The organism is uncultured Oribacterium sp. (assembly GCF_902481605.1).
In the GTDB taxonomy this organism is placed as follows: Bacteria; Bacillota; Clostridia; order Lachnospirales; family Lachnospiraceae; genus Oribacterium; species Oribacterium sinus.
The window spans coordinates 1-16,773 of sequence record NZ_CABSXI010000045.1; the positions used below are offsets into that span (position 1 = coordinate 1).

The 16,773-nt window shown below is 43.7% G+C and carries 21 protein-coding genes; 20 read left to right on the plus strand and 1 reads right to left on the minus strand.

The window, feature by feature from the left end; all coding sequences use genetic code 11:
* The coding region (locus RDQ32_RS11155; protein ID WP_308579921.1) for an NFACT family protein at nucleotides 1-155 on the minus strand (155 nt) is incomplete at its 3' end.
* 212 nt (nucleotides 156-367) lie between these two features.
* Here RDQ32_RS11155 and RDQ32_RS08005 point away from each other — a divergent pair.
* The 20 genes from RDQ32_RS08005 to RDQ32_RS08100 form a co-directional block, all read left to right on the plus strand.
* Nucleotides 368-1,243, plus strand: coding sequence for a YicC/YloC family endoribonuclease (locus tag RDQ32_RS08005; RefSeq protein ID WP_308579898.1), 876 nt, complete (start codon nucleotides 368-370; stop codon nucleotides 1,241-1,243).
* Between the two features lie 18 nt (nucleotides 1,244-1,261).
* Nucleotides 1,262-1,912 (plus strand): guanylate kinase, encoded by a 651-nt coding sequence (gene gmk / locus RDQ32_RS08010; protein WP_308579899.1) that lies wholly within the window; start codon nucleotides 1,262-1,264, stop codon nucleotides 1,910-1,912.
* Nucleotides 1,893-2,315, plus strand: a complete 423-nt coding sequence (rpoZ, locus tag RDQ32_RS08015) for a DNA-directed RNA polymerase subunit omega (RefSeq protein WP_304071341.1) — start codon at nucleotides 1,893-1,895, stop codon at nucleotides 2,313-2,315. The genes gmk and rpoZ overlap by 20 nt, the downstream gene beginning before the upstream one ends.
* On the plus strand, nucleotides 2,315-3,586 hold the full coding sequence (gene rimO / locus RDQ32_RS08020; RefSeq protein ID WP_308579900.1) for a 30S ribosomal protein S12 methylthiotransferase RimO: 1,272 nt from the start codon (nucleotides 2,315-2,317) through the stop codon (nucleotides 3,584-3,586). Before rpoZ ends, rimO begins: the two co-directional genes overlap by 1 nt.
* Complete coding sequence (gene pgsA, locus RDQ32_RS08025; RefSeq protein ID WP_308579901.1) at nucleotides 3,570-4,112, plus strand: CDP-diacylglycerol--glycerol-3-phosphate 3-phosphatidyltransferase; 543 nt, start codon at nucleotides 3,570-3,572, stop codon at nucleotides 4,110-4,112. Before rimO ends, pgsA begins: the two co-directional genes overlap by 17 nt.
* On the plus strand, nucleotides 4,112-4,633 hold the full coding sequence (locus RDQ32_RS08030) for a CinA family protein (RefSeq protein ID WP_308579902.1): 522 nt from the start codon (nucleotides 4,112-4,114) through the stop codon (nucleotides 4,631-4,633). The genes pgsA and RDQ32_RS08030 overlap by 1 nt, the downstream gene beginning before the upstream one ends.
* Before the next feature lies 1 nt (nucleotide 4,634).
* Nucleotides 4,635-4,925 carry a hypothetical protein gene (locus RDQ32_RS08035; protein ID WP_304071331.1) on the plus strand — a complete coding sequence of 97 codons (291 nt, stop codon included), beginning with the start codon at nucleotides 4,635-4,637 and terminating at the stop codon, nucleotides 4,923-4,925.
* Nucleotides 4,910-5,257 carry a hypothetical protein gene (locus tag RDQ32_RS08040; RefSeq protein WP_308579904.1) on the plus strand — a complete coding sequence of 116 codons (348 nt, stop codon included), beginning with the start codon at nucleotides 4,910-4,912 and terminating at the stop codon, nucleotides 5,255-5,257. The genes RDQ32_RS08035 and RDQ32_RS08040 overlap by 16 nt, the downstream gene beginning before the upstream one ends.
* Complete coding sequence (locus RDQ32_RS08045; RefSeq protein ID WP_308579905.1) at nucleotides 5,257-5,679, plus strand: hypothetical protein; 423 nt, start codon at nucleotides 5,257-5,259, stop codon at nucleotides 5,677-5,679. The genes RDQ32_RS08040 and RDQ32_RS08045 overlap by 1 nt, the downstream gene beginning before the upstream one ends.
* Complete coding sequence (locus RDQ32_RS08050) at nucleotides 5,666-6,184, plus strand: GerW family sporulation protein (RefSeq protein ID WP_308579907.1); 519 nt, start codon at nucleotides 5,666-5,668, stop codon at nucleotides 6,182-6,184. The genes RDQ32_RS08045 and RDQ32_RS08050 overlap by 14 nt, the downstream gene beginning before the upstream one ends.
* A gap of 133 nt (nucleotides 6,185-6,317) precedes the next feature.
* Nucleotides 6,318-6,521 (plus strand): 50S ribosomal protein L28, encoded by a 204-nt coding sequence (rpmB, locus tag RDQ32_RS08055; protein WP_040648381.1) that lies wholly within the window; start codon nucleotides 6,318-6,320, stop codon nucleotides 6,519-6,521.
* A 240-nt stretch (nucleotides 6,522-6,761) separates the two neighbouring features.
* On the plus strand, nucleotides 6,762-7,463 hold the full coding sequence (locus tag RDQ32_RS08060; protein ID WP_308579909.1) for an ABC transporter ATP-binding protein: 702 nt from the start codon (nucleotides 6,762-6,764) through the stop codon (nucleotides 7,461-7,463).
* The gene (locus RDQ32_RS08065) at nucleotides 7,464-8,204 is read left to right on the plus strand and encodes a hypothetical protein (RefSeq protein WP_304071315.1); all 741 of its coding nucleotides are present in this window, start codon (nucleotides 7,464-7,466) and stop codon (nucleotides 8,202-8,204) included.
* A 289-nt stretch (nucleotides 8,205-8,493) separates the two neighbouring features.
* Nucleotides 8,494-8,853, plus strand: a complete 360-nt coding sequence (locus RDQ32_RS08070) for an Asp23/Gls24 family envelope stress response protein (RefSeq protein WP_304071313.1) — start codon at nucleotides 8,494-8,496, stop codon at nucleotides 8,851-8,853.
* A gap of 28 nt (nucleotides 8,854-8,881) precedes the next feature.
* Nucleotides 8,882-10,585 (plus strand): DAK2 domain-containing protein, encoded by a 1,704-nt coding sequence (locus RDQ32_RS08075; protein ID WP_308579911.1) that lies wholly within the window; start codon nucleotides 8,882-8,884, stop codon nucleotides 10,583-10,585.
* 237 nt (nucleotides 10,586-10,822) lie between these two features.
* Nucleotides 10,823-12,892, plus strand: a complete 2,070-nt coding sequence (gene recG, locus RDQ32_RS08080) for an ATP-dependent DNA helicase RecG (protein WP_308579913.1) — start codon at nucleotides 10,823-10,825, stop codon at nucleotides 12,890-12,892.
* 201 nt (nucleotides 12,893-13,093) lie between these two features.
* Nucleotides 13,094-13,657: a 16S rRNA (guanine(966)-N(2))-methyltransferase RsmD gene (gene rsmD / locus RDQ32_RS08085; RefSeq protein ID WP_308579915.1), complete on the plus strand. Its 564-nt coding sequence runs from the start codon at nucleotides 13,094-13,096 to the stop codon at nucleotides 13,655-13,657.
* Nucleotides 13,654-14,154 (plus strand): pantetheine-phosphate adenylyltransferase, encoded by a 501-nt coding sequence (gene coaD, locus RDQ32_RS08090; RefSeq protein ID WP_308579917.1) that lies wholly within the window; start codon nucleotides 13,654-13,656, stop codon nucleotides 14,152-14,154. Before rsmD ends, coaD begins: the two co-directional genes overlap by 4 nt.
* Nucleotides 14,151-14,708, plus strand: a complete 558-nt coding sequence (locus RDQ32_RS08095) for an HrpE/YscL family type III secretion apparatus protein (RefSeq protein WP_304072099.1) — start codon at nucleotides 14,151-14,153, stop codon at nucleotides 14,706-14,708. Before coaD ends, RDQ32_RS08095 begins: the two co-directional genes overlap by 4 nt.
* A gap of 252 nt (nucleotides 14,709-14,960) precedes the next feature.
* Nucleotides 14,961-16,773, plus strand: a 1,813-nt coding sequence (locus tag RDQ32_RS08100) for a hypothetical protein (RefSeq protein WP_308579919.1), incomplete at its 3' end; no start/stop codon positions are given.

The following is a 16,773-nucleotide window of genomic DNA, read 5'->3' on the forward strand; positions in this document are numbered from 1 at the left end:
GCAGAGAGGTGGAGAATCTCCGTGTTCTTTTCCTTCTTAATAAAAAGCTGTAACTCATCCTTTTCACTTTGGATAATTTTGGAAATCTTTCCGCCTAAAATACGCTCCTGAAATTCCGCAATGCACGCTGCAAGATACAATCCGTCAAATGCCATGAAAACCGTCCTTTTCCACTTGAAATAGTAAATCTACCTTGTTATCATACTGGAATACCAGCCTGTAAGCTTGGTAGTTTGTAGTTTTTATAAATTGCCAAAGGAAAAATTCTTTATCCTTTCCGGCTGATAAGCTTTCCCGAAAGATATGTAGAGGAAAAGCTAAAAAGAGGATAAAGTAAAGGCATGAAAAATGCAAGAGAGGGGGCTTTATGAGTATCAAAAGTATGACAGGATTCGGCCGCTGTGTGGGAGAGAAGGATTGCTCCGGCATCACAGTGGAAATCAAGTCGGTTAATTCCCGTTTTTTAGACCTGTCCATGCGCCTGCCCCGGACTATGCAGCATCTGGAAATGAAGTGTAGAGAATGGGTGAAGGAAAGAATTTCCAGGGGAAAGGTGGAAATCTTTGTTTCCCTGGAGGACAGCACGGAAAAAAAGAAGAAGCTTTTGCTTCGGGAGGATTTGCTGGATGCCTATGTGGAAAGCATTAAAAAAGTAGCCGAAAAATATTCTCTTCCTTATAAACTGGATGCCAAGGAGCTGGTGTTCTTCCCGGAAGTGGCTCAGATTGTGGAAGGGGAGGAAGAAGACCGGGAGGAAGCTCTTTTCTTGGCTATGGAGCTGGCCATGACAGAATTTCAAAAGGCCAGAGAGAAGGAAGGAAGCAATTTAAAAAGGGATATTCTTGTAAAGCTTTCGGAAATGCAGGCAGGCATCGACTTCATTAAGGGAAAAGAAGGAGATATTCAAAAGGCTTATGCTGAGCGTCTTCGGAAAAAGATGGAGGAGATGCTCTCCGGAAGAGAGGTGGAGGAAGGCAGAATTCTGCAGGAAGTGGCGATTTTCGCCGATAAGGTGAGTACGGATGAGGAAATCACAAGGTTGCAAAGCCATATCCAAAGAATGGCGAAGCTTTTAGAGGAAGAGATTCCTATAGGAAGAGATTTGGATTTTCTTTTGCAGGAAATGAATCGGGAAAGCAATACCATATTATCCAAGGCTAATGATTTATCTGTATCCGAGAAGGCTTTAAAATTGAAAAATCATATCGAGAAGATTCGAGAGCAGGTACAGAATATAGAATAAGGGAAGCAGGAAATAAGAATGGAAAAGCATAAAGAAAAGGGAATTTTGGTGGTGGTTTCCGGGTTCTCCGGAGCAGGGAAGGGAACGATTATGAAGAATCTGACCCAAAAGTATGATAACTATGCCCTGTCCATTTCCGCAACAACAAGAGCGCCAAGACCGGGAGAGGAAGAGGGAAAATCCTACTTCTTCGTCAGCAAGGATCGCTTTGAAGAGATGATTGACCGGGATGAGCTGGTGGAGTACGCCAAATATGTGGACAATTATTATGGAACCCCAAGAAAGTTCGTGGAAGATTGCCTCAACGAAGGAAAGGATGTCATTCTGGAGATAGAGATTCAGGGTGCCTTGAAGATTAAGAAAAAGTTCCCCGACAGCCTTTTGATTTTTATGGCACCGCCTTCCGCAGAGGAGCTTAGAGCCAGATTGATCGGCAGAAACACCGAGGATGAGGCAACAGTTAATAAACGCTTAAGTCGTGCTATTGTAGAGGCGGAAGGCGTGGAGGCCTATGACTATATTCTTGTGAATGCAGATATTGACACATGCACGGAAAAACTGCATAATTTAATCCGTGCCTCTCATGATCGGGCAGAGGGACATTTGGATCTGATTGAAGAAATCAGAAAGGACTTAAGGAGGATAGAAGATGCTACGTCCAACGTATAATGATTTAATAGAATCTATGAACCGCAATAGAGAAGAGGGGGAATTGGAAGTACAGTCTCGCTATTCCGTAGTAATTGCCAGTGCTAAGAGAGCCAGACAGCTGATTGACGGAGAGGAACCTTTGATTAAAGGAGAAGAGGGAAAGAAGCCTCTTTCCATGGCGATTGAAGAGATTTCCCGTAACCTTGTCAACGTGGAAAAGGGCTTGGATTATGAGGATGAGCCTATTATTATTCCGGAGAAAGAAGAGTACTCTCGTTATGCCATTGATGAAGATTTAGACGAGGATGAGGATGTAGAGGAAGATCCGGAAGAAAAGGACGAAGAGGAAGACTATTCCGAAATGGATGAGGAAGAGGAAGACTTCGGAGAAGACGATTATCAGTCTGATAGTGAGGCCTAATGAAGCTTTATCTGGAGAGCTTAGGCTGTGATAAAAATAGAGTAGACGCGGAAAAGCTGCTTTTTGAGCTGTTAGAGAAATATCCCGGTTCCTCCGTTACCGACGAGCCAAGTGAGGCGGAGATTGCCATTGTGAATACCTGCTCCTTTATCGGTCCCGCCAAGGAAGAAAGTATTCAGTGTATTCTGGATTTGGCGCAATACAAGGAAACGGGAAAGCTGGAGAAGCTTATTGTGGCAGGTTGTCTTGTAGAGCGCTACAAGGATGAGATTCGGAAAGAGCTTCCGGAGATTGATGAAATTACTTCCGTAAAGGATTATGTGAAGAGACTGGACCATCAGATGGCCAGGGTAGAAAGCGGAGAGAAGTACAGTCGCTACTTAAAGATTGCGGAGGGCTGCGATAAATATTGCAGCTACTGCATTATTCCGAGGCTTCGCGGCCATTATCGTTCCATTCCCAAAGAGCTGGTTTTGGAAGAAGCAAGAGCTTTGGTTTCGGAAGGGGCCGGGGAGCTGATTTTGGTTGCCCAGGAAACCACTCTTTACGGTACGGATCTTTATAAGAAGAAAGCTTTGGCTGAGCTTTTGGCTGAGCTTTCCGAGATTCCGAATCTTCAGTGGATTCGGATTTTGTACTGCTATCCGGAGGAAATAGAACCGGAGCTGATCCGGGAAATGAAGAGAAATCCGAAGGTATGTCACTATCTGGATCTTCCTATTCAGCATGCCTCCGACAGGATTTTAAAGAGGATGAACCGGAGAACCAGAAAGGAAGAACTGAAGGAAAAGATTGCTCTTTTAAGAAAGGAAATGCCGGATATTGCCTTACGTACCACGATTATTACCGGCTTCCCGGGGGAGACGGAAGAGGATTTCCAAGAGGTTTTGGACTTTATTTCGGAAATGCGTTTTGATCGTCTGGGAGCCTTCCCCTATTCTCAGGAAGAGGGAACCAAGGCTGCGGAGATGGAGGATCAGATTCCGGAAAAGCTGAAAAATCAAAGACTTTCTCAGATTATGGAGCTGCAGCAGAACATTGCCTTTCGCAAGGCGGAGGAGCAGATTGGAAGAAAGCTGAAAGTTTTGGTTTGCGGCTATGATGAGGAGGAACAGCGAGTGCTTTGCCGTTCCTATATGGATGCTCCGGATGTGGACAGCTATCTCTATGTTTTCGGAGAGAAAAAGGAAGTGGGAAGCTTCCTATATGCGAAGGTAGTAGATACGGAAGGCTATGATTTGATAGGAGAATGGTGTGAATCTGCCGAATAAATTAACGCTGTTACGAGGAATTCTGGTTCCTTTCTTTGTGTTTTTTATCCTTTTAGAGGGTGGAAATAATCTTCTTTACCGCTATGTCGGTTTGGGAATTTTCTGCTTTGCCTCCTTTACGGATTTTTTAGATGGCTATCTGGCCAGAAAGAATCATTTGGTGACCAATTTCGGAAAATTCATGGATCCTTTGGCAGATAAGCTTCTGGTGTGCTCTGCCTTAATTTGCTTGATTCCCCTGGGAGAGTTGCCGGCTTGGTATGTGGTCATTTTAATTGGAAGAGAGTTTGTGATTTCCGGTTTTCGATTGGTTGCGGCAGATCATAATATCGTTATTGCCGCATCCATCTTTGGAAAAGCGAAAACAGCCAGTCAAATGATTATGATTATTTTGCTTCTTTTACAGATTCCTGCTTTGGCTTTTGTAAATCAGATTTTTATTGTTTTATCTTTAGTGCTCACCATTCTTTCTTTGGTGGACTATGTATATAAAAATCACAGGGTGATTTCAGAGGGAGGCTTTTAATGGGAGATAAAAAAGAAAAGAAGGTTTTAGTGTATAATAGTGATGCGCCCATTGAAGAACAGGTGGTTTCTTTGCTGAAAGGTTTAAAGAAAACCATCACCACCGCCGAAAGTATAACAGGCGGCATGATTTCCGCCGCTATTACTTCCGTGGAGGGAGCTTCCGAGTGTTTTAAGGTGGGCTATGTCAGTTATTCCAACAAAGCAAAAAGGAAGTTGCTTTCCGTTAAGAAGGAGTTATTACGAAAGGAAGGAGCAGTTTCCTCCTCTGTGGCAAAGGAAATGGCTATAGGAGCCATGATGGAATCCGAGGCGGATTTGGCGGTTGCCGTAACCGGCAATGCAGGTCCTACTGCCTTGGAGGATAAAGAAATCGGTCTGGTTTACATTGCGGTTTGCGCCGGAGGAAAGACAAAGGTAGAGGAGTATCATTTTACGGGAAATCGAAAAGAAATCCGAGAACAATGCTGTAACACCGCATTGGTGATGGTAAGAAACTATCTTTTGGAAAAAATGACTTAATATGCGTTTTTCAAAATCTTTACAGTTTGGCGAAAGAGCCAAGAACTACATTCCCTATTTGATGGAGAATTTAAGAGAGGGACATACGGTTCCCATGTGCTATTTAATCTACTCCGGCTTGGGAAATAACCTATATGAATTTTATGGGGCTCCCCATTGGTCTTTACCCACATTTCCCAGGAAAGAGGAAGAAATCCTTGGGGTGGCTTATGGCTATAAAGATGCCCTGTTGCTGGTGTCCGGGATGACCCGGCAAGCATTGGAGGAAGAAAGGAAATGCTCCTTGTCTTAGGGATTCTCAAATGGATATTGCTGATTATTCTTATCCTTTTTTTGCTGCTTCTTATCTTGCTTCTTCTACTCTTGTTTGTTCCCTTTCGTTATGAAATTTTCGGGGAAAAGGAGAGAGAAGAGAAATTACCAAGGGGAAGGGGAAAGCTCAGCTATCCCGGTTTAAAGATTTCCGGAAGCTTTCAAGAGGGAAATTTAGAATATAAAGGGAAGTTTTTATGGCTTACCCTCTTTGAAGGCGGTAAGGAAGAGAATTCTGAAAAGCAGGAAGAAGCTTCTAAAAATGGAGAAGATTCGGAGCAGCAGGCAGGGCTTAAAGAGGAAGAAAGTTGATGAAGGCTATGGAAAAAATTCTTTCCATCCCTAAGAATGCCATGCGGAAGGGGAAGGAAATAAAAAAGAAAATCCGGATGCTTACCCAGGAAGAAACAAAGGAAATGCTTGTCCTTGTTTTTCGTCAGATTATCTATCTTCTTCATCATGCCAGAATCAGAAATTGGAAAGGAGAGCTTTATCTTTCCATGGAGGATCCCTACACTTTGGGACAGGTTTTGCAGGGAATAGCACTTTTATCCCCATTCCTCGGAGATTCCCTGCATGTTTATCCGGAATTTGATGACTCCTATTACTACGGAGAGCTTAAGGCAAAGGGAAAGTTTCGTTTGATCCATATCGTTATCGTGGCTGTTCGTCTTCTTCGGAACAGGAAGTTCCGAGAATTGCTTTTTAAGGGAGGAAATGATGGCAAATCATAATACACAAGAATTACTGAACGCCCTGTTTCAAGGCTTGGATGGTTTTGTCCAGTCGAAAACCGTGGTGGGAGAGCCCATCGTTGTGGGAAACACCACCCTGATTCCTCTGATGGAAGTAAGCTGCGGAATGGCCAGTGGAGCCTTTATGAAGGAGAATCAGAAAAAGGGGGATGGAGGAGCAGGAGCCATGAGTTCCAAAATCACTCCTGCTGCCATGCTGATTATCCAGGAGGGAAGAACAAAGCTCATTCGTGTGAAGAATGAAGATGCTTTTTCCAAAATTATTGATATGATTCCCGAAGCCATTGACAAGATTACAGGAGGAAGTCGGGTAACAAAGTCTGCAGAAGATTTGGCGGAAGAGAATCTGGAAAGCTTAAAGCGGAACAATGACACAAAGGCCAAGGAGAAGATATCCAAGGAGAGCTCTACTACAGTAATTGAACTGCCGGAGGATGAAGATATCGAAGAAATCGACCTGGTGGATATTGATTTGACAGAGTAAAAGGGGAAATGATAGACAGCTTCCATTAGTTTTTGGAAAAAACTAAGAAAGCCCTTGCAAGAAACTATTCTTTTTGCTATTATATTTTAGTCGCTGTTTTGCGGTGGAACTTTTAAAAGAGGGAGGTGCAATCATGGCTAAGTGTGCTATTTGTGAGAAGGCAGTGCATTTCGGCAATCAGGTAAGCCATTCACATAGAAGATCTAATAAGATGTGGAAAGCAAATGTGAAATCGGTTAGAGTTAAGGTAGATGGCGGTACAAAGAAGATGTACGTATGTACTTCCTGCCTACGTTCCGGAAAAGTAGAACGTGCCGTATCCGGCGTAGCTGAATAAGATTTTAGAAAAGATATTGTGAAAGCAATATCTTTTTTTATGCCCAAAATTCAAAAGTGAAATTTTCTTGCATGGAAGATTGGAAAGATTATGAAGCACTCGCTTTCCATAGCTTCTCTTAATCTCTCAAAACGCAATATTTTTTAAATACTTAAGAAAGAATTATGTTTTATCCCTAAGATTCCCTACTACTTATAGGGTAAAAAGAAAGAGAATCGAAATACTTTAAAGGAGAAAGCTATGGTTCAATGCAAAAATTTAACAAAAAAATACGGATCCAAGGTTGCTCTTAGGGATGCCACCTTACATATTTATCCGGGAAATATTTATGCTCTTTTGGGGCCAAACGGCTCTGGAAAAACCACCTTTATGAAGATTCTTGGGGATTTAACCAAGCAAAGCAGTGGAGAAGTTTTGTTTGAAGGAAAGCCCTTAAGCATTCAAAGTAGAAAAGACATTGCCTACCTGCCTACAGAAAGTCAGGCCTATCCCTTTATGACCGTGGGAGATTACGGAAAATATCATAAAAGCTTTTTTCCGGATTTTCAGGAGGAAGAGTACAAGAGAATGTTGGAGGAGATGGATATTTCTTTAAAGCTTCCCTTTAAGGCCTTATCTACCGGTATGGATAAGAAGGCAAGAATTGCGGCAACCCTTGCCCGAAATGCGAAGCTGGTGCTTTTGGATGAGCCCTTTAACGGAGTAGATCTTCTGGCCAGAGAAGAAATCGAAAAGATGATTTTAGAAAAGAAGCGAGAGAACAGCACCATCCTTCTTTCCAGCCACTTGGTGGAAGAGGTGGAGGACTATATTCAATTTGCCATTTTCTTCCATCAGGGAAGGATTCTTTCCGTAGAACAGCTTGAGAGGATGCAGGAAAATAAGGGGCAGAATCTTACAGAACGTTACAGAAGTCTTTTGGGAAAAAAGAAGGAGGGCTAGATGCTGACATTAATACAATATGAAATGAAAAAAACTGCCTTTATGAAGATTCTTTGCGGCTTTGCCCTTTTTATTTCCCAGGCCTTTGTGATGCTGGGGACGGCAACGGATAATTTCGTTGTGGCCGGTCTTGGCGCAGGCTTGCTGATTTTCTTCAGTTTTCTGGTGATTTTCATTCTTGGTTTATCCAGCATGGCCAGTCTAAGTAAGGATTTAAATACCACCCAGGGCTATATGCTTTTTATGCTGCCAAAACACAGTGCTTATTTCCTATTGGCAAAGATTGTTGAAAGCTTGGTCAGTACTTTTTTGGCAGGAGTAGTAATTGTGCTGATTTTTAGTTTTAATGTAGCTTACTTTGGCATTGATATGGATACCTATAAGGATTTTTTTGAAATGTTTTGGAATCTAGTTTTGAGCGGAAAGGGTTTTGGAGAGTTAAGTCTTTATGTGATTCGTTTCCTTGCCACTGCAGCGGCTTTTTGGGTTTTTCTTTCCACCATGGCAATTTTATGTGTTACGGTACAGGCCAGTATGTTTAAAGGAAAGGCATTGGCCTTGGTAGTCAGCATTATTGCCTTCTTTTGCCTCTTTTTATATCTGTTCAGCGCTTTGCCGGAGCTTGCCTCTACAATATCCTGGGAGTACAAAGATCCGATTTTTTATGGGATGATTGTAGCCTTATCTGCCGGATTTTTTGCACTGTCCTCCTATCTTTTAGAGAAGCAAAGGAATTTTTAAAAAGGGGAAAAGGGAAGATTCTGTCAGCAGATCAAAAAGAAAAGAGACATATCATTCATCCTGAACAATGATAACAGAGTAAAGATTTTGTCAGTTGATAAAGAAATAAAAAGAGAGTAATCATTAATCCTTTGATACAATAGATTTCCTTTTCAGAATAAGGAAAATGGAGTATACTATACAAAATTCTCATTACAGCAAGCTTGTTCTTAGGGCATAGGAGCATTTGCTTAAGGGAAAAATTATAATGACTAAGAATGGACAGAAGATAGGGATTGGAGGAAAGACAATGAAAGGAAAAATCTCCTCTCATTACGGTGAGGTACAAATCTCCGAAGAAGTCGTTGCAAGCTACGCAGGAAATGCAGCAGTTTCTTGCTTTGGTATTGTTGGAATGGCGGCGGTTCCCATTTCCGGAAAGGGACTGGCAAAGCTTTTGAAGCAGGAAAGCTATCACAAGGGTATTTCCGTGGATATCCAGGGAAATGAAATTAGTCTGGACTTCCATGTGATTGTGGCTTATGGCGTGAGCATTCAGGCTGTGGCTGAGAACCTGATGGAAAGTGTAAGATACAGAATTTCACAGTTTACAGGAATGAAAGTTAAACGAATCAATGTATATGTAGAAGGGGTTCGGGTAATCGATTAAGTTTCAAAGAAATAGGAGGAATTTACCTGTGGGTAAAGTACTAAGTGCAAGGGATTTGCAGAAGGCTTTCTTAGCCGGGGCAAATCAGCTGAATGCAAAGAAGGATTTGATTAATGAGTTAAATGTCTTCCCGGTTCCGGACGGAGATACAGGAACCAATATGACCATGACAATCCTTTCCGCAGCAAAGGAAGTGGCAAAGATTGAGGGAGGAAGCTTAAAGGAGATTTGTAAGGCGATGTCCAGCGGATCTCTTCGTGGAGCCAGAGGAAACTCCGGCGTTATCCTGTCTCAGTTGATTCGTGGATTTACGAAGGAATTATTGGAAGTCAAGGAAGTTGACAGCATTGTTTTAGCGAAGGCCTTCCAAAGAGCTGTGGAAACAGCTTATAAGGCGGTAATGAAGCCAAAGGAAGGAACCATTTTAACCGTTGCCAAGGGGATGGCGGATAAGATTATGGAGCTGTCTTTAACAGAAGAGGAGATTTTGCCTCTTTTGGAGAAGGTGGTAGCCCATGGAGATGAGGTTTTAAAGAAAACTCCGGAGATGCTTCCTGTCTTGAAAGAGGCAGGAGTGGTGGATTCCGGCGGAGCCGGTTTAATGTGTGTACTGGAAGGGGCTTTACGTTCCTTACAGGGCGAGAAGATTGAACTGGATTTGGAATTTAAGGAAGATTCCGGCGTTTCCGCATTAACAGGAGAGAGAAAGAGCCGAGGAGAGATTTCCACTGCGGATATTCGCTTCGGTTATTGTACGGAATTTATGGTCAATGGTGACCACCCCTTCTCTGATGAAGAGGTGGAAAAGCTTAGAGACTACCTTTCCGGTATCGGTGATTCCATCGTTTGTTTCTCCGATGAGGATTTGATAAAGGTTCATGTACACACCAATCATCCGGGAGATGCCTTTGAGAAGGGCCTGACTTTGGGCTTCCTTTCCAAAATGAAGGTAGACAATATGCGCCTTGAGCACCATGAGGTGTTGATTGAGGATGCTTCCCGTATTGCCGCCATGGAAAAGCTGGAGGAAGAGCCTAAGGAAGCAGGAGTTTCCAAGGAGTCTGAATCGGCAGAAGAAAAGGACTTCGGCTTTGTGGCAGTATGTTCCGGTGACGGACTGAGAGATATTTTCTTAGATCTTGGGGTGGATCAGGTGGTTTCCGGGGGACAGAGTATGAACCCCTCCACCGAGGATTTGTGTGCAGCGGTAGAGAAGATTCATGCCAAGCATGTCTTTATTTTACCCAATAACAAGAACATTTTACTGGCTGCTCAGCAGGTAAAGGATATCCTGGAGGATCGTTCTGTATCTGTAGTGCCCAGTAAGACCATTCCTCAGGGGATTTCCGCAATGATTTCCTTCCAGCCGGAGGGAACGGTGGAGGAGAACCAGGAGGGCATGGAAGACAGCCTGTCCATGGTTTCTTCCGGAGAAATTACCTATGCGGTTCGGGATACCAGCATTGACGGAAGAGAAATCCATAAGGGAGACATCCTGTTCTTGGGAGATCAGGGATTACTTTCCGCTGAAAAAAGCATTTCTTTAGCAATGAAGGAAGGCTTGGAGAAGATGGGAGAGGGAGAAATCCTGAGTCTTTATTATGGAGAGGGAGTAACGGAAGAAGAGGCCAAGGCCTTGGAGAAGGAGATTTTGGAGTATATGCCGAATCTGGAGGTGGAGGTTCACGCCGGCGGACAGGCAGTGTACTATTATCTTCTTTCCCTAGAGTAAGAGTCGTTTTTACAGAAATGTTTTCGCTATTTAAACAAGCTTATTAATTCAGGGCACCAAGCTTTCTGCGTTATAGCTTTGCACCGGGGGCACGCTTTCGCTAACCTCGCCACGCAGCAGTACTAAGCTTCAAGCGTCGCTTCGCTCGCTTTCAGCAAGTACTGGCGGGCTCAGATTGCCCACCGTTTCAAAGCTATAACGCAGAAAGCTAAAAGCTACCCGGAGGAATTGATAAGCTTGTTTTTTTGTGAGTTTAAAAGGAGATCTATGCTTCAGGATGCTGTGGAAAGGATTAAGGGGGTGGGAGAGAAAACCGCCGCTCTTTTTCATAAGATGAATATTTACACCAAGGAAGATCTTTTAGAGGATTTTCCTATTTCCTATCTGCAATATCCTAAGCTTAGTTCTATATTGGAAGCCAGGGAGAAGGAGTGGATGGCTTTTTCTCTTGTGCTTTTAGAGGATGCAAGGGTTTTACGAAATACCAAGCTTTCCATGCTGCAATGCTCCGCCGGGGATGAGAGTGGAAAGCTACTGATTCAATACTTTCATGCAACTTATCTTTTAAAAACTTTAAAAAAGGGAAGAAAGCTGGTATTTTTCGGGCAGGTCAAAAGCTTTCGTGGGCATTTTATCCTGCAGCAGCCTAAGATTTTTTCTTTGGAGGAATACGAGGAAAAGAGAAAGAGCTTAGAGCCTATCTATTCCCTTCGAAAGGGGCTTGGAAATGCCCTAAGAAGAAAGTGTATTCAGGAGATTTTTAAGGAAGAGCCCAAAATTCCGGAGAGCTTTCCCCAGGATTTTTTGGAAAGAGAAGGGCTATGTAATAAAAGACAGGCCATGGAATACCTGCATTTGCCGAAGAGGGAAGAGGAGAGGCAGGAGGGCTTAAAGCGCCTGGCCTTTGAGGAATTGTTTTATTATAGTCTCTTTCTGGAAAAGGAGGAGAGGGACTTTCTTTCGCTTTCCGGCCAGGAGGAGGGGATTCCGGGAAAAAGTGCAGAATTTCAGCAGGGGCTACCCTTCAGCCTGACAAATGCCCAAAAAGAGGCTTTGGAGGAGATGGATAGGGTATTTTCCCAAGGAGAGAGACTGCTTCGCTTTGTTCAGGGAGATGTGGGCTCCGGAAAAACCATCTTGGCCTTTTATGCCTTATATCTTATGGCTAGCAAGGGCTTTCAGACCGCCATAATGGTGCCTACGGAAATTTTGGCTCAACAGCATTTTCAAAAACTGCAGGAACTGCTTTTGAAAAATCAATGGGAGATTCCTATAGCCTTGTTGATTGGTAGTAGCAGTAAGAAGGAAAAGGACAGAATTTATCAGGGGCTAAAAGAGGGCAGTATTCTGGGGGTAATCGGTACCCAGGCCTTGATTCAGGAGGGCTTGGCTTTTTCCAATCTGAAAATGCTGGTGATTGACGAACAGCACCGCTTCGGGATTCAGGAAAGAAACCGTTTGGAAAAAAAGGGGCAAAATCCCCACTGCATCTACCTTTCTGCAACCCCCATTCCCCGTTCTTTGGTAAAGCTGCTCTATGGCGCGGTGCCCTACCTTCTGCTTTCGGAAAAACCGGCAAATCGTCTGCCCATTAAGAATGCCCTGCTCTCCCCTGCGGATCGGGAGAAGGCCTTTTCCTTTATCAAGAAGGAGCTGGACAAGGGACGGCAGGCTTATATCATCTGTCCCTTGGTGGAGGAAAATGAAAATCTTTCCGTGGAAAGTGTTACCGCCTATCAGAAAAATCTAAAGCAGTATTTTGGCAAGGATTATTCTTTTGCGGTTTTGCATGGGAAAATGAAGGCAGGGGAGAAGGAGCAGGTGATGCAGGACTTCTCTTCCGGAAAGACAAGGATTCTTCTGTCCACCACCGTTGTGGAGGTGGGGGTGGATGTGGCCAATGCCACGGTTATGCTGATTGAAAATGCGGAGCGTTTCGGTTTGGCTCAGCTCCACCAGCTACGAGGCAGGGTGGGAAGGTCGGAATTGCAAAGCTATTGTATCTTTATGGATCATAAGGAAGATGAGAAGTCCCAAAAAAGACTGTCCATTATTCGGGATAGTAATGACGGCTTTGCCATTGCCAAGGAAGATCTGGCCTTGAGAGGACCGGGGGATTTGTTCTTTGGAGAAAGGCAGTCCGGCCCCCTGCAATTTCGATTTGCGGATCCTCTACGGGATGAGGAGTTGTTTTTCAAGGCAAGAGAAGCGGCAAAAACCATATTGGAGGAGGATGCTCTCTTGGAAAAACCGGAGCATCAGGGAATGAAAGACATTTTCCAAAGCCTGCTTACAGAAAACGCTTAAAGTAAAATATTCGGATAGAGGATAGTTCTAAAGAACAGCTAGGTGGAGAATACCGGGGATACAAAATTTGGCGAAAATCCTTGGCGTATACTCGCATGGAAAAGCTTTCTATAAAAATAGGAAGTTGTAGAAAAAAATTAATCTTTATCCCTTTACAACGACCGGCATTTTCGCTTTAATATGAGGGAAAAGGAGAGTGGTATGAGAGTTATTGCAGGTTCAGCCAGAAGGCTTTTGCTTTCGGTGCCGGAGGGGAAGGATACACGCCCCACTACGGATCGAATCAAGGAGACCTTATTTAATATTTTACAATTTGACTTAGTGGACCAGGATATTCTGGATCTTTTTGCGGGAAGCGGTGCGCTGGGGATTGAAGCCCTGTCCAGAGGGGCGAAAAGAGCGGTTTTTTGTGACAGTGGAAAGAAGGCCTTGGCCTGTATAGAGCAAAATATCGCCCGTTGTCATTTTCAGGAACAGGCTCTGGTGTATGGAGGAGATTTCCACAGTGCTTTAAGAAGTTTAGAGGGAAAGGACTATCACTTCGGTATCGTCTTTTTGGATCCTCCCTACGGCGAGGATTTGGCAAAGGAAGCCCTTCGGAGACTGGCAAAGTCCTCTATGGTGGGGAAGGATACGGTTTTTGTTGTAGAGGCGGCGTTGGAAGAGGATTTTTCCGACATGGAAGAGGAAGGATATCGAATTCTTCGAGAGAAGCTGTACAAGACCAATAAGCATATCTTTCTTCGTTTACAGGAGGCTGTATGAAGATAGGATTGTATCCCGGCTCCTTTGATCCCGTGACCTTTGGGCACTTGGATGTGATTGAACGAAGCCGGAAAATGGTGGATAAATTAATCGTGGGTGTACTGCAAAACCGGCAGAAGACGCCGTTGTTTTCCATGGAAGAACGTGTTAGAATGATTGCTGAGCACACGAAGGAATGGGACAATGTTGAGGTGCATAGCTTCACCGGCTTAACGGTGGATTATGCGAAAAAAGTCCATGCCAATATGATTGTGAGAGGTCTTCGGGCGGTAACAGACTTTGAGTTTGAGTTGCAGCTGGCCCAGACCAATAAGGTGATTGCGGAGGAAGTGGATACCATTTTCCTTGCCACCAGCTTGAAATATTCGTATTTAAGTTCCAGTACTGTAAAGGAGATTGCATCCTTTCATGGTGATATATCAGCCTTTGTTCCGAAAGATGTGGAAGAGGCTATGAAGAAAAAATTTGATGAACAAGAGAGACGGAGGGGGATATGAGCAGAATTGAGCAGTTGATTGGAGAAATTGAGGAATACATTGATAGTTGTAAGTATCAGCCTTTGTCCAATACGAAGATTTTAGTAAATAAGGAAGAGATGGAGGAGCTTTTGGTGGAGCTTCGCCTTCGGGTTCCTGAGGAGATTAAGAAGTATCAGAAGATTATTTCCCAGCAGGATGCTATCTTGGCTGATGCGAAGGCTCAGGCGGATATGATGTTAAATGACGCCAGAACCCAGACCGAGGAGATGGTTTCCGACAATGAAATCATGCAGAAGGCTTATGAGAAGGCAAATGCACTTTTGCAGGACGCTCAGAAGCAGGCAGACGGTATTGTAAACAATGCGGTGGCGGATGCAGACCAGATTCGCAGCAATGCCATTCGTTATACGGATGAGATGCTGGCAAGCCTGGAAACCATTATTACCCGTTCCCTGGATACCGCAGAGGAGCATCTGACCGGCTTAAAGTCCTCTTTACAGGATTCCCGTTCCATCGTACAGTCCAACCGTTTTGCATTGGCAAAGGCTATTCCGGAGCAGAAGCAGGGCTAAAATAGCTTTAAAAACGAATAAGAAGATTTATGAAAGTACCCCTTCTCCTTTGGAGAGGGGGATTTTTTATGCAATGCCTGAAGGAAAAGCCCTTAGACCTTATTTTTTGTACGAAAATAGAAAAGGAATAATAGATTAGGGATGGAAGTTTCTTAAAAATCATATCAATGTGCAAAAATAATTAGAAAAAAATCTAAAATATAGTATAATTTTATATCGTGAAATGGCAAGAAATAAGAAAGGACGATAGAGATGAGAAGAAAAAACATGCTGGCTTTAGGAGTGAGCTTGGTATTTTGTGCAACAAGCACTGCTGTACCCCTCTATGCCAATCCCTTAGACAATCAGGAAATAACTGTTTCAGAGGAAAAGGAAACAAGTAAAAATCAGGCAGAAAATTCTGTAGTCGCTACAGTGAAATATAAAAATACAGATTCGGAAGAAGGAAGCAAAGAAAGCTTGGCGGATTTTCCGGAGGAACCAGAAAAAGCAGGTTCTACAGAAGTAGTAGAGTCAGCCGAAGAAACTGAACTTGCGGAAGAATCAGCTCTTAGGGAAGATGTATCTGCTGTGGAAGAGACCGGCATGGTAAAGCCTTTGTCTTTAGGTTACTCCAGCTTCCGTATGGCAAATGTAAATGCCGACGCTTATACTCGTAAAGATAAGATTTACTGGATATTTCTGGATTATACCGGTATAGAGTTTGCCGGAAGGGATCATATGAAGGTGGTGAGAAACAATCCGGTAAAAGTATCTGAGCTAGCCCTAAGAAGCCAGGGGCTTGTCAAGGATGTAAGCGAAGAGCATTTCAAGGTTCTTCCGGAGAGAGTCGTGGAAAAGAAGGCAGGAGGAGTCTGGGCTCCTTATCAGTTGAACTATTTTACTCCGGGAGAATATCGCTATATCTATACTCTGGCTGTAGGGAAAAACAGTCCTTATTATCTTCTGCCAAAAGATACCCCGGATAATGATGTAGGCTTTACATATACTCAGGCACGTATCGGTAATCGCTTTGCGGATGATCAAAGCAATGAATCCAATAATTTAGAAATAAAAATCTCCAATAGGGAAGATGCAAAATATAAGTACTATCCTCTAGAAAGCGATTCTTTTTCTGTAAAGGAAGAGAAGACTATCAGTCAGGTATACTTAAACTCCAGCTTTGATATTCATAAGGCAAAGGTGGGAGATCCTATGAACAGTGTCACCCTGAATGTGGAAAAAATCGTGCTTACAGACGGCACAACCGTATTGAACCCGGGAACTCCCGCACAGCCCTTCCTGATGAATATATACAGAGAATACTCCAATGAATTGAACCGCTTTAAGCTATTTTTAGAGAGCTATGTGAATGCAGCCGGTGAAAAAGGCAACGTGAGAAAAGCAGCGGAAGGGACTCTTCTTCCTGCCGGACGTTATAAGGTAATGTACCTTGTACAGCCTCATTTTGCAATTGGAAAGTATCGCTTCCTTGTTGAGGGAACAGATGATAACTATGGAAATGGCACTGAATTTTATGTCAATAATGAACGATACAGCAATGTGTCCTTAAACCTGCAAGCAGGTTTAACAGCAGGAGCCGAAGTGCTTTCTCCTTTTTTTGAGCCTGATAAAGCAGAAAAGAAGCAGAATACTTCCGGTAATACTGGAAACTCCGGTTCTACCTCTAAAGCTGTCTCCAGTAGTTCCGGTGGTTCAGGGGGAAGCTCTTCCGGTTCCGGTGGCTCTGGGGGAAGTTCCGGTGGTGGTTCCGGAAGCTTTAAGGTCAGCAGTAGCCTGACCGGACAGGTACTTGGCGTAGATCGTTCTTTATCCGGAGGCCAGTGGGTACAGGATGAAAAGGGCTGGTGGTACAAAAGAGCGGATGGAAGCTATCCGAAGAACAGCTGGGGCTATGAAGCCTACAACGGAAAGTCCTACTGGTACTATTTCTTAGATTCCGGCTATATGGAGACAGGCTGGGTAGATGTGAACGGTAGTAAATATTATCTTTTCCCGAACTCTGATGGTTGGAAGGGCAGAATGCTCACCGGTTGGCAGTGGATTGACGGAAACTGCTACTACT

Excerpts from the sequence above, each read along its gene's own strand:
- RDQ32_RS08005 (WP_308579898.1), top strand. The coding sequence starts at position 368 with ATGAGTATCAAAAGTATGACAGGATTCGGCCGCTGTGTGGGAGAGAAG.
- gmk (WP_308579899.1), top strand. The coding sequence starts at position 1,262 with ATGGAAAAGCATAAAGAAAAGGGAATTTTGGTGGTGGTTTCCGGGTTC.
- rpoZ (WP_304071341.1), top strand. The coding sequence starts at position 1,893 with ATGCTACGTCCAACGTATAATGATTTAATAGAATCTATGAACCGCAAT.
- rimO (WP_308579900.1), top strand. The coding sequence starts at position 2,315 with ATGAAGCTTTATCTGGAGAGCTTAGGCTGTGATAAAAATAGAGTAGAC.
- RDQ32_RS08030 (WP_308579902.1), top strand. The coding sequence starts at position 4,112 with ATGGGAGATAAAAAAGAAAAGAAGGTTTTAGTGTATAATAGTGATGCG.
- RDQ32_RS08035 (WP_304071331.1), top strand. The coding sequence starts at position 4,635 with ATGCGTTTTTCAAAATCTTTACAGTTTGGCGAAAGAGCCAAGAACTAC.
- RDQ32_RS08040 (WP_308579904.1), top strand. The coding sequence starts at position 4,910 with ATGCTCCTTGTCTTAGGGATTCTCAAATGGATATTGCTGATTATTCTT.
- RDQ32_RS08045 (WP_308579905.1), top strand. The coding sequence starts at position 5,257 with ATGAAGGCTATGGAAAAAATTCTTTCCATCCCTAAGAATGCCATGCGG.
- RDQ32_RS08050 (WP_308579907.1), top strand. The coding sequence starts at position 5,666 with ATGGCAAATCATAATACACAAGAATTACTGAACGCCCTGTTTCAAGGC.
- rpmB (WP_040648381.1), top strand. The coding sequence starts at position 6,318 with ATGGCTAAGTGTGCTATTTGTGAGAAGGCAGTGCATTTCGGCAATCAG.
- RDQ32_RS08060 (WP_308579909.1), top strand. The coding sequence starts at position 6,762 with ATGGTTCAATGCAAAAATTTAACAAAAAAATACGGATCCAAGGTTGCT.
- RDQ32_RS08065 (WP_304071315.1), top strand. The coding sequence starts at position 7,464 with ATGCTGACATTAATACAATATGAAATGAAAAAAACTGCCTTTATGAAG.
- RDQ32_RS08070 (WP_304071313.1), top strand. The coding sequence starts at position 8,494 with ATGAAAGGAAAAATCTCCTCTCATTACGGTGAGGTACAAATCTCCGAA.
- rsmD (WP_308579915.1), top strand. The coding sequence starts at position 13,094 with ATGAGAGTTATTGCAGGTTCAGCCAGAAGGCTTTTGCTTTCGGTGCCG.
- coaD (WP_308579917.1), top strand. The coding sequence starts at position 13,654 with ATGAAGATAGGATTGTATCCCGGCTCCTTTGATCCCGTGACCTTTGGG.
- RDQ32_RS08095 (WP_304072099.1), top strand. The coding sequence starts at position 14,151 with ATGAGCAGAATTGAGCAGTTGATTGGAGAAATTGAGGAATACATTGAT.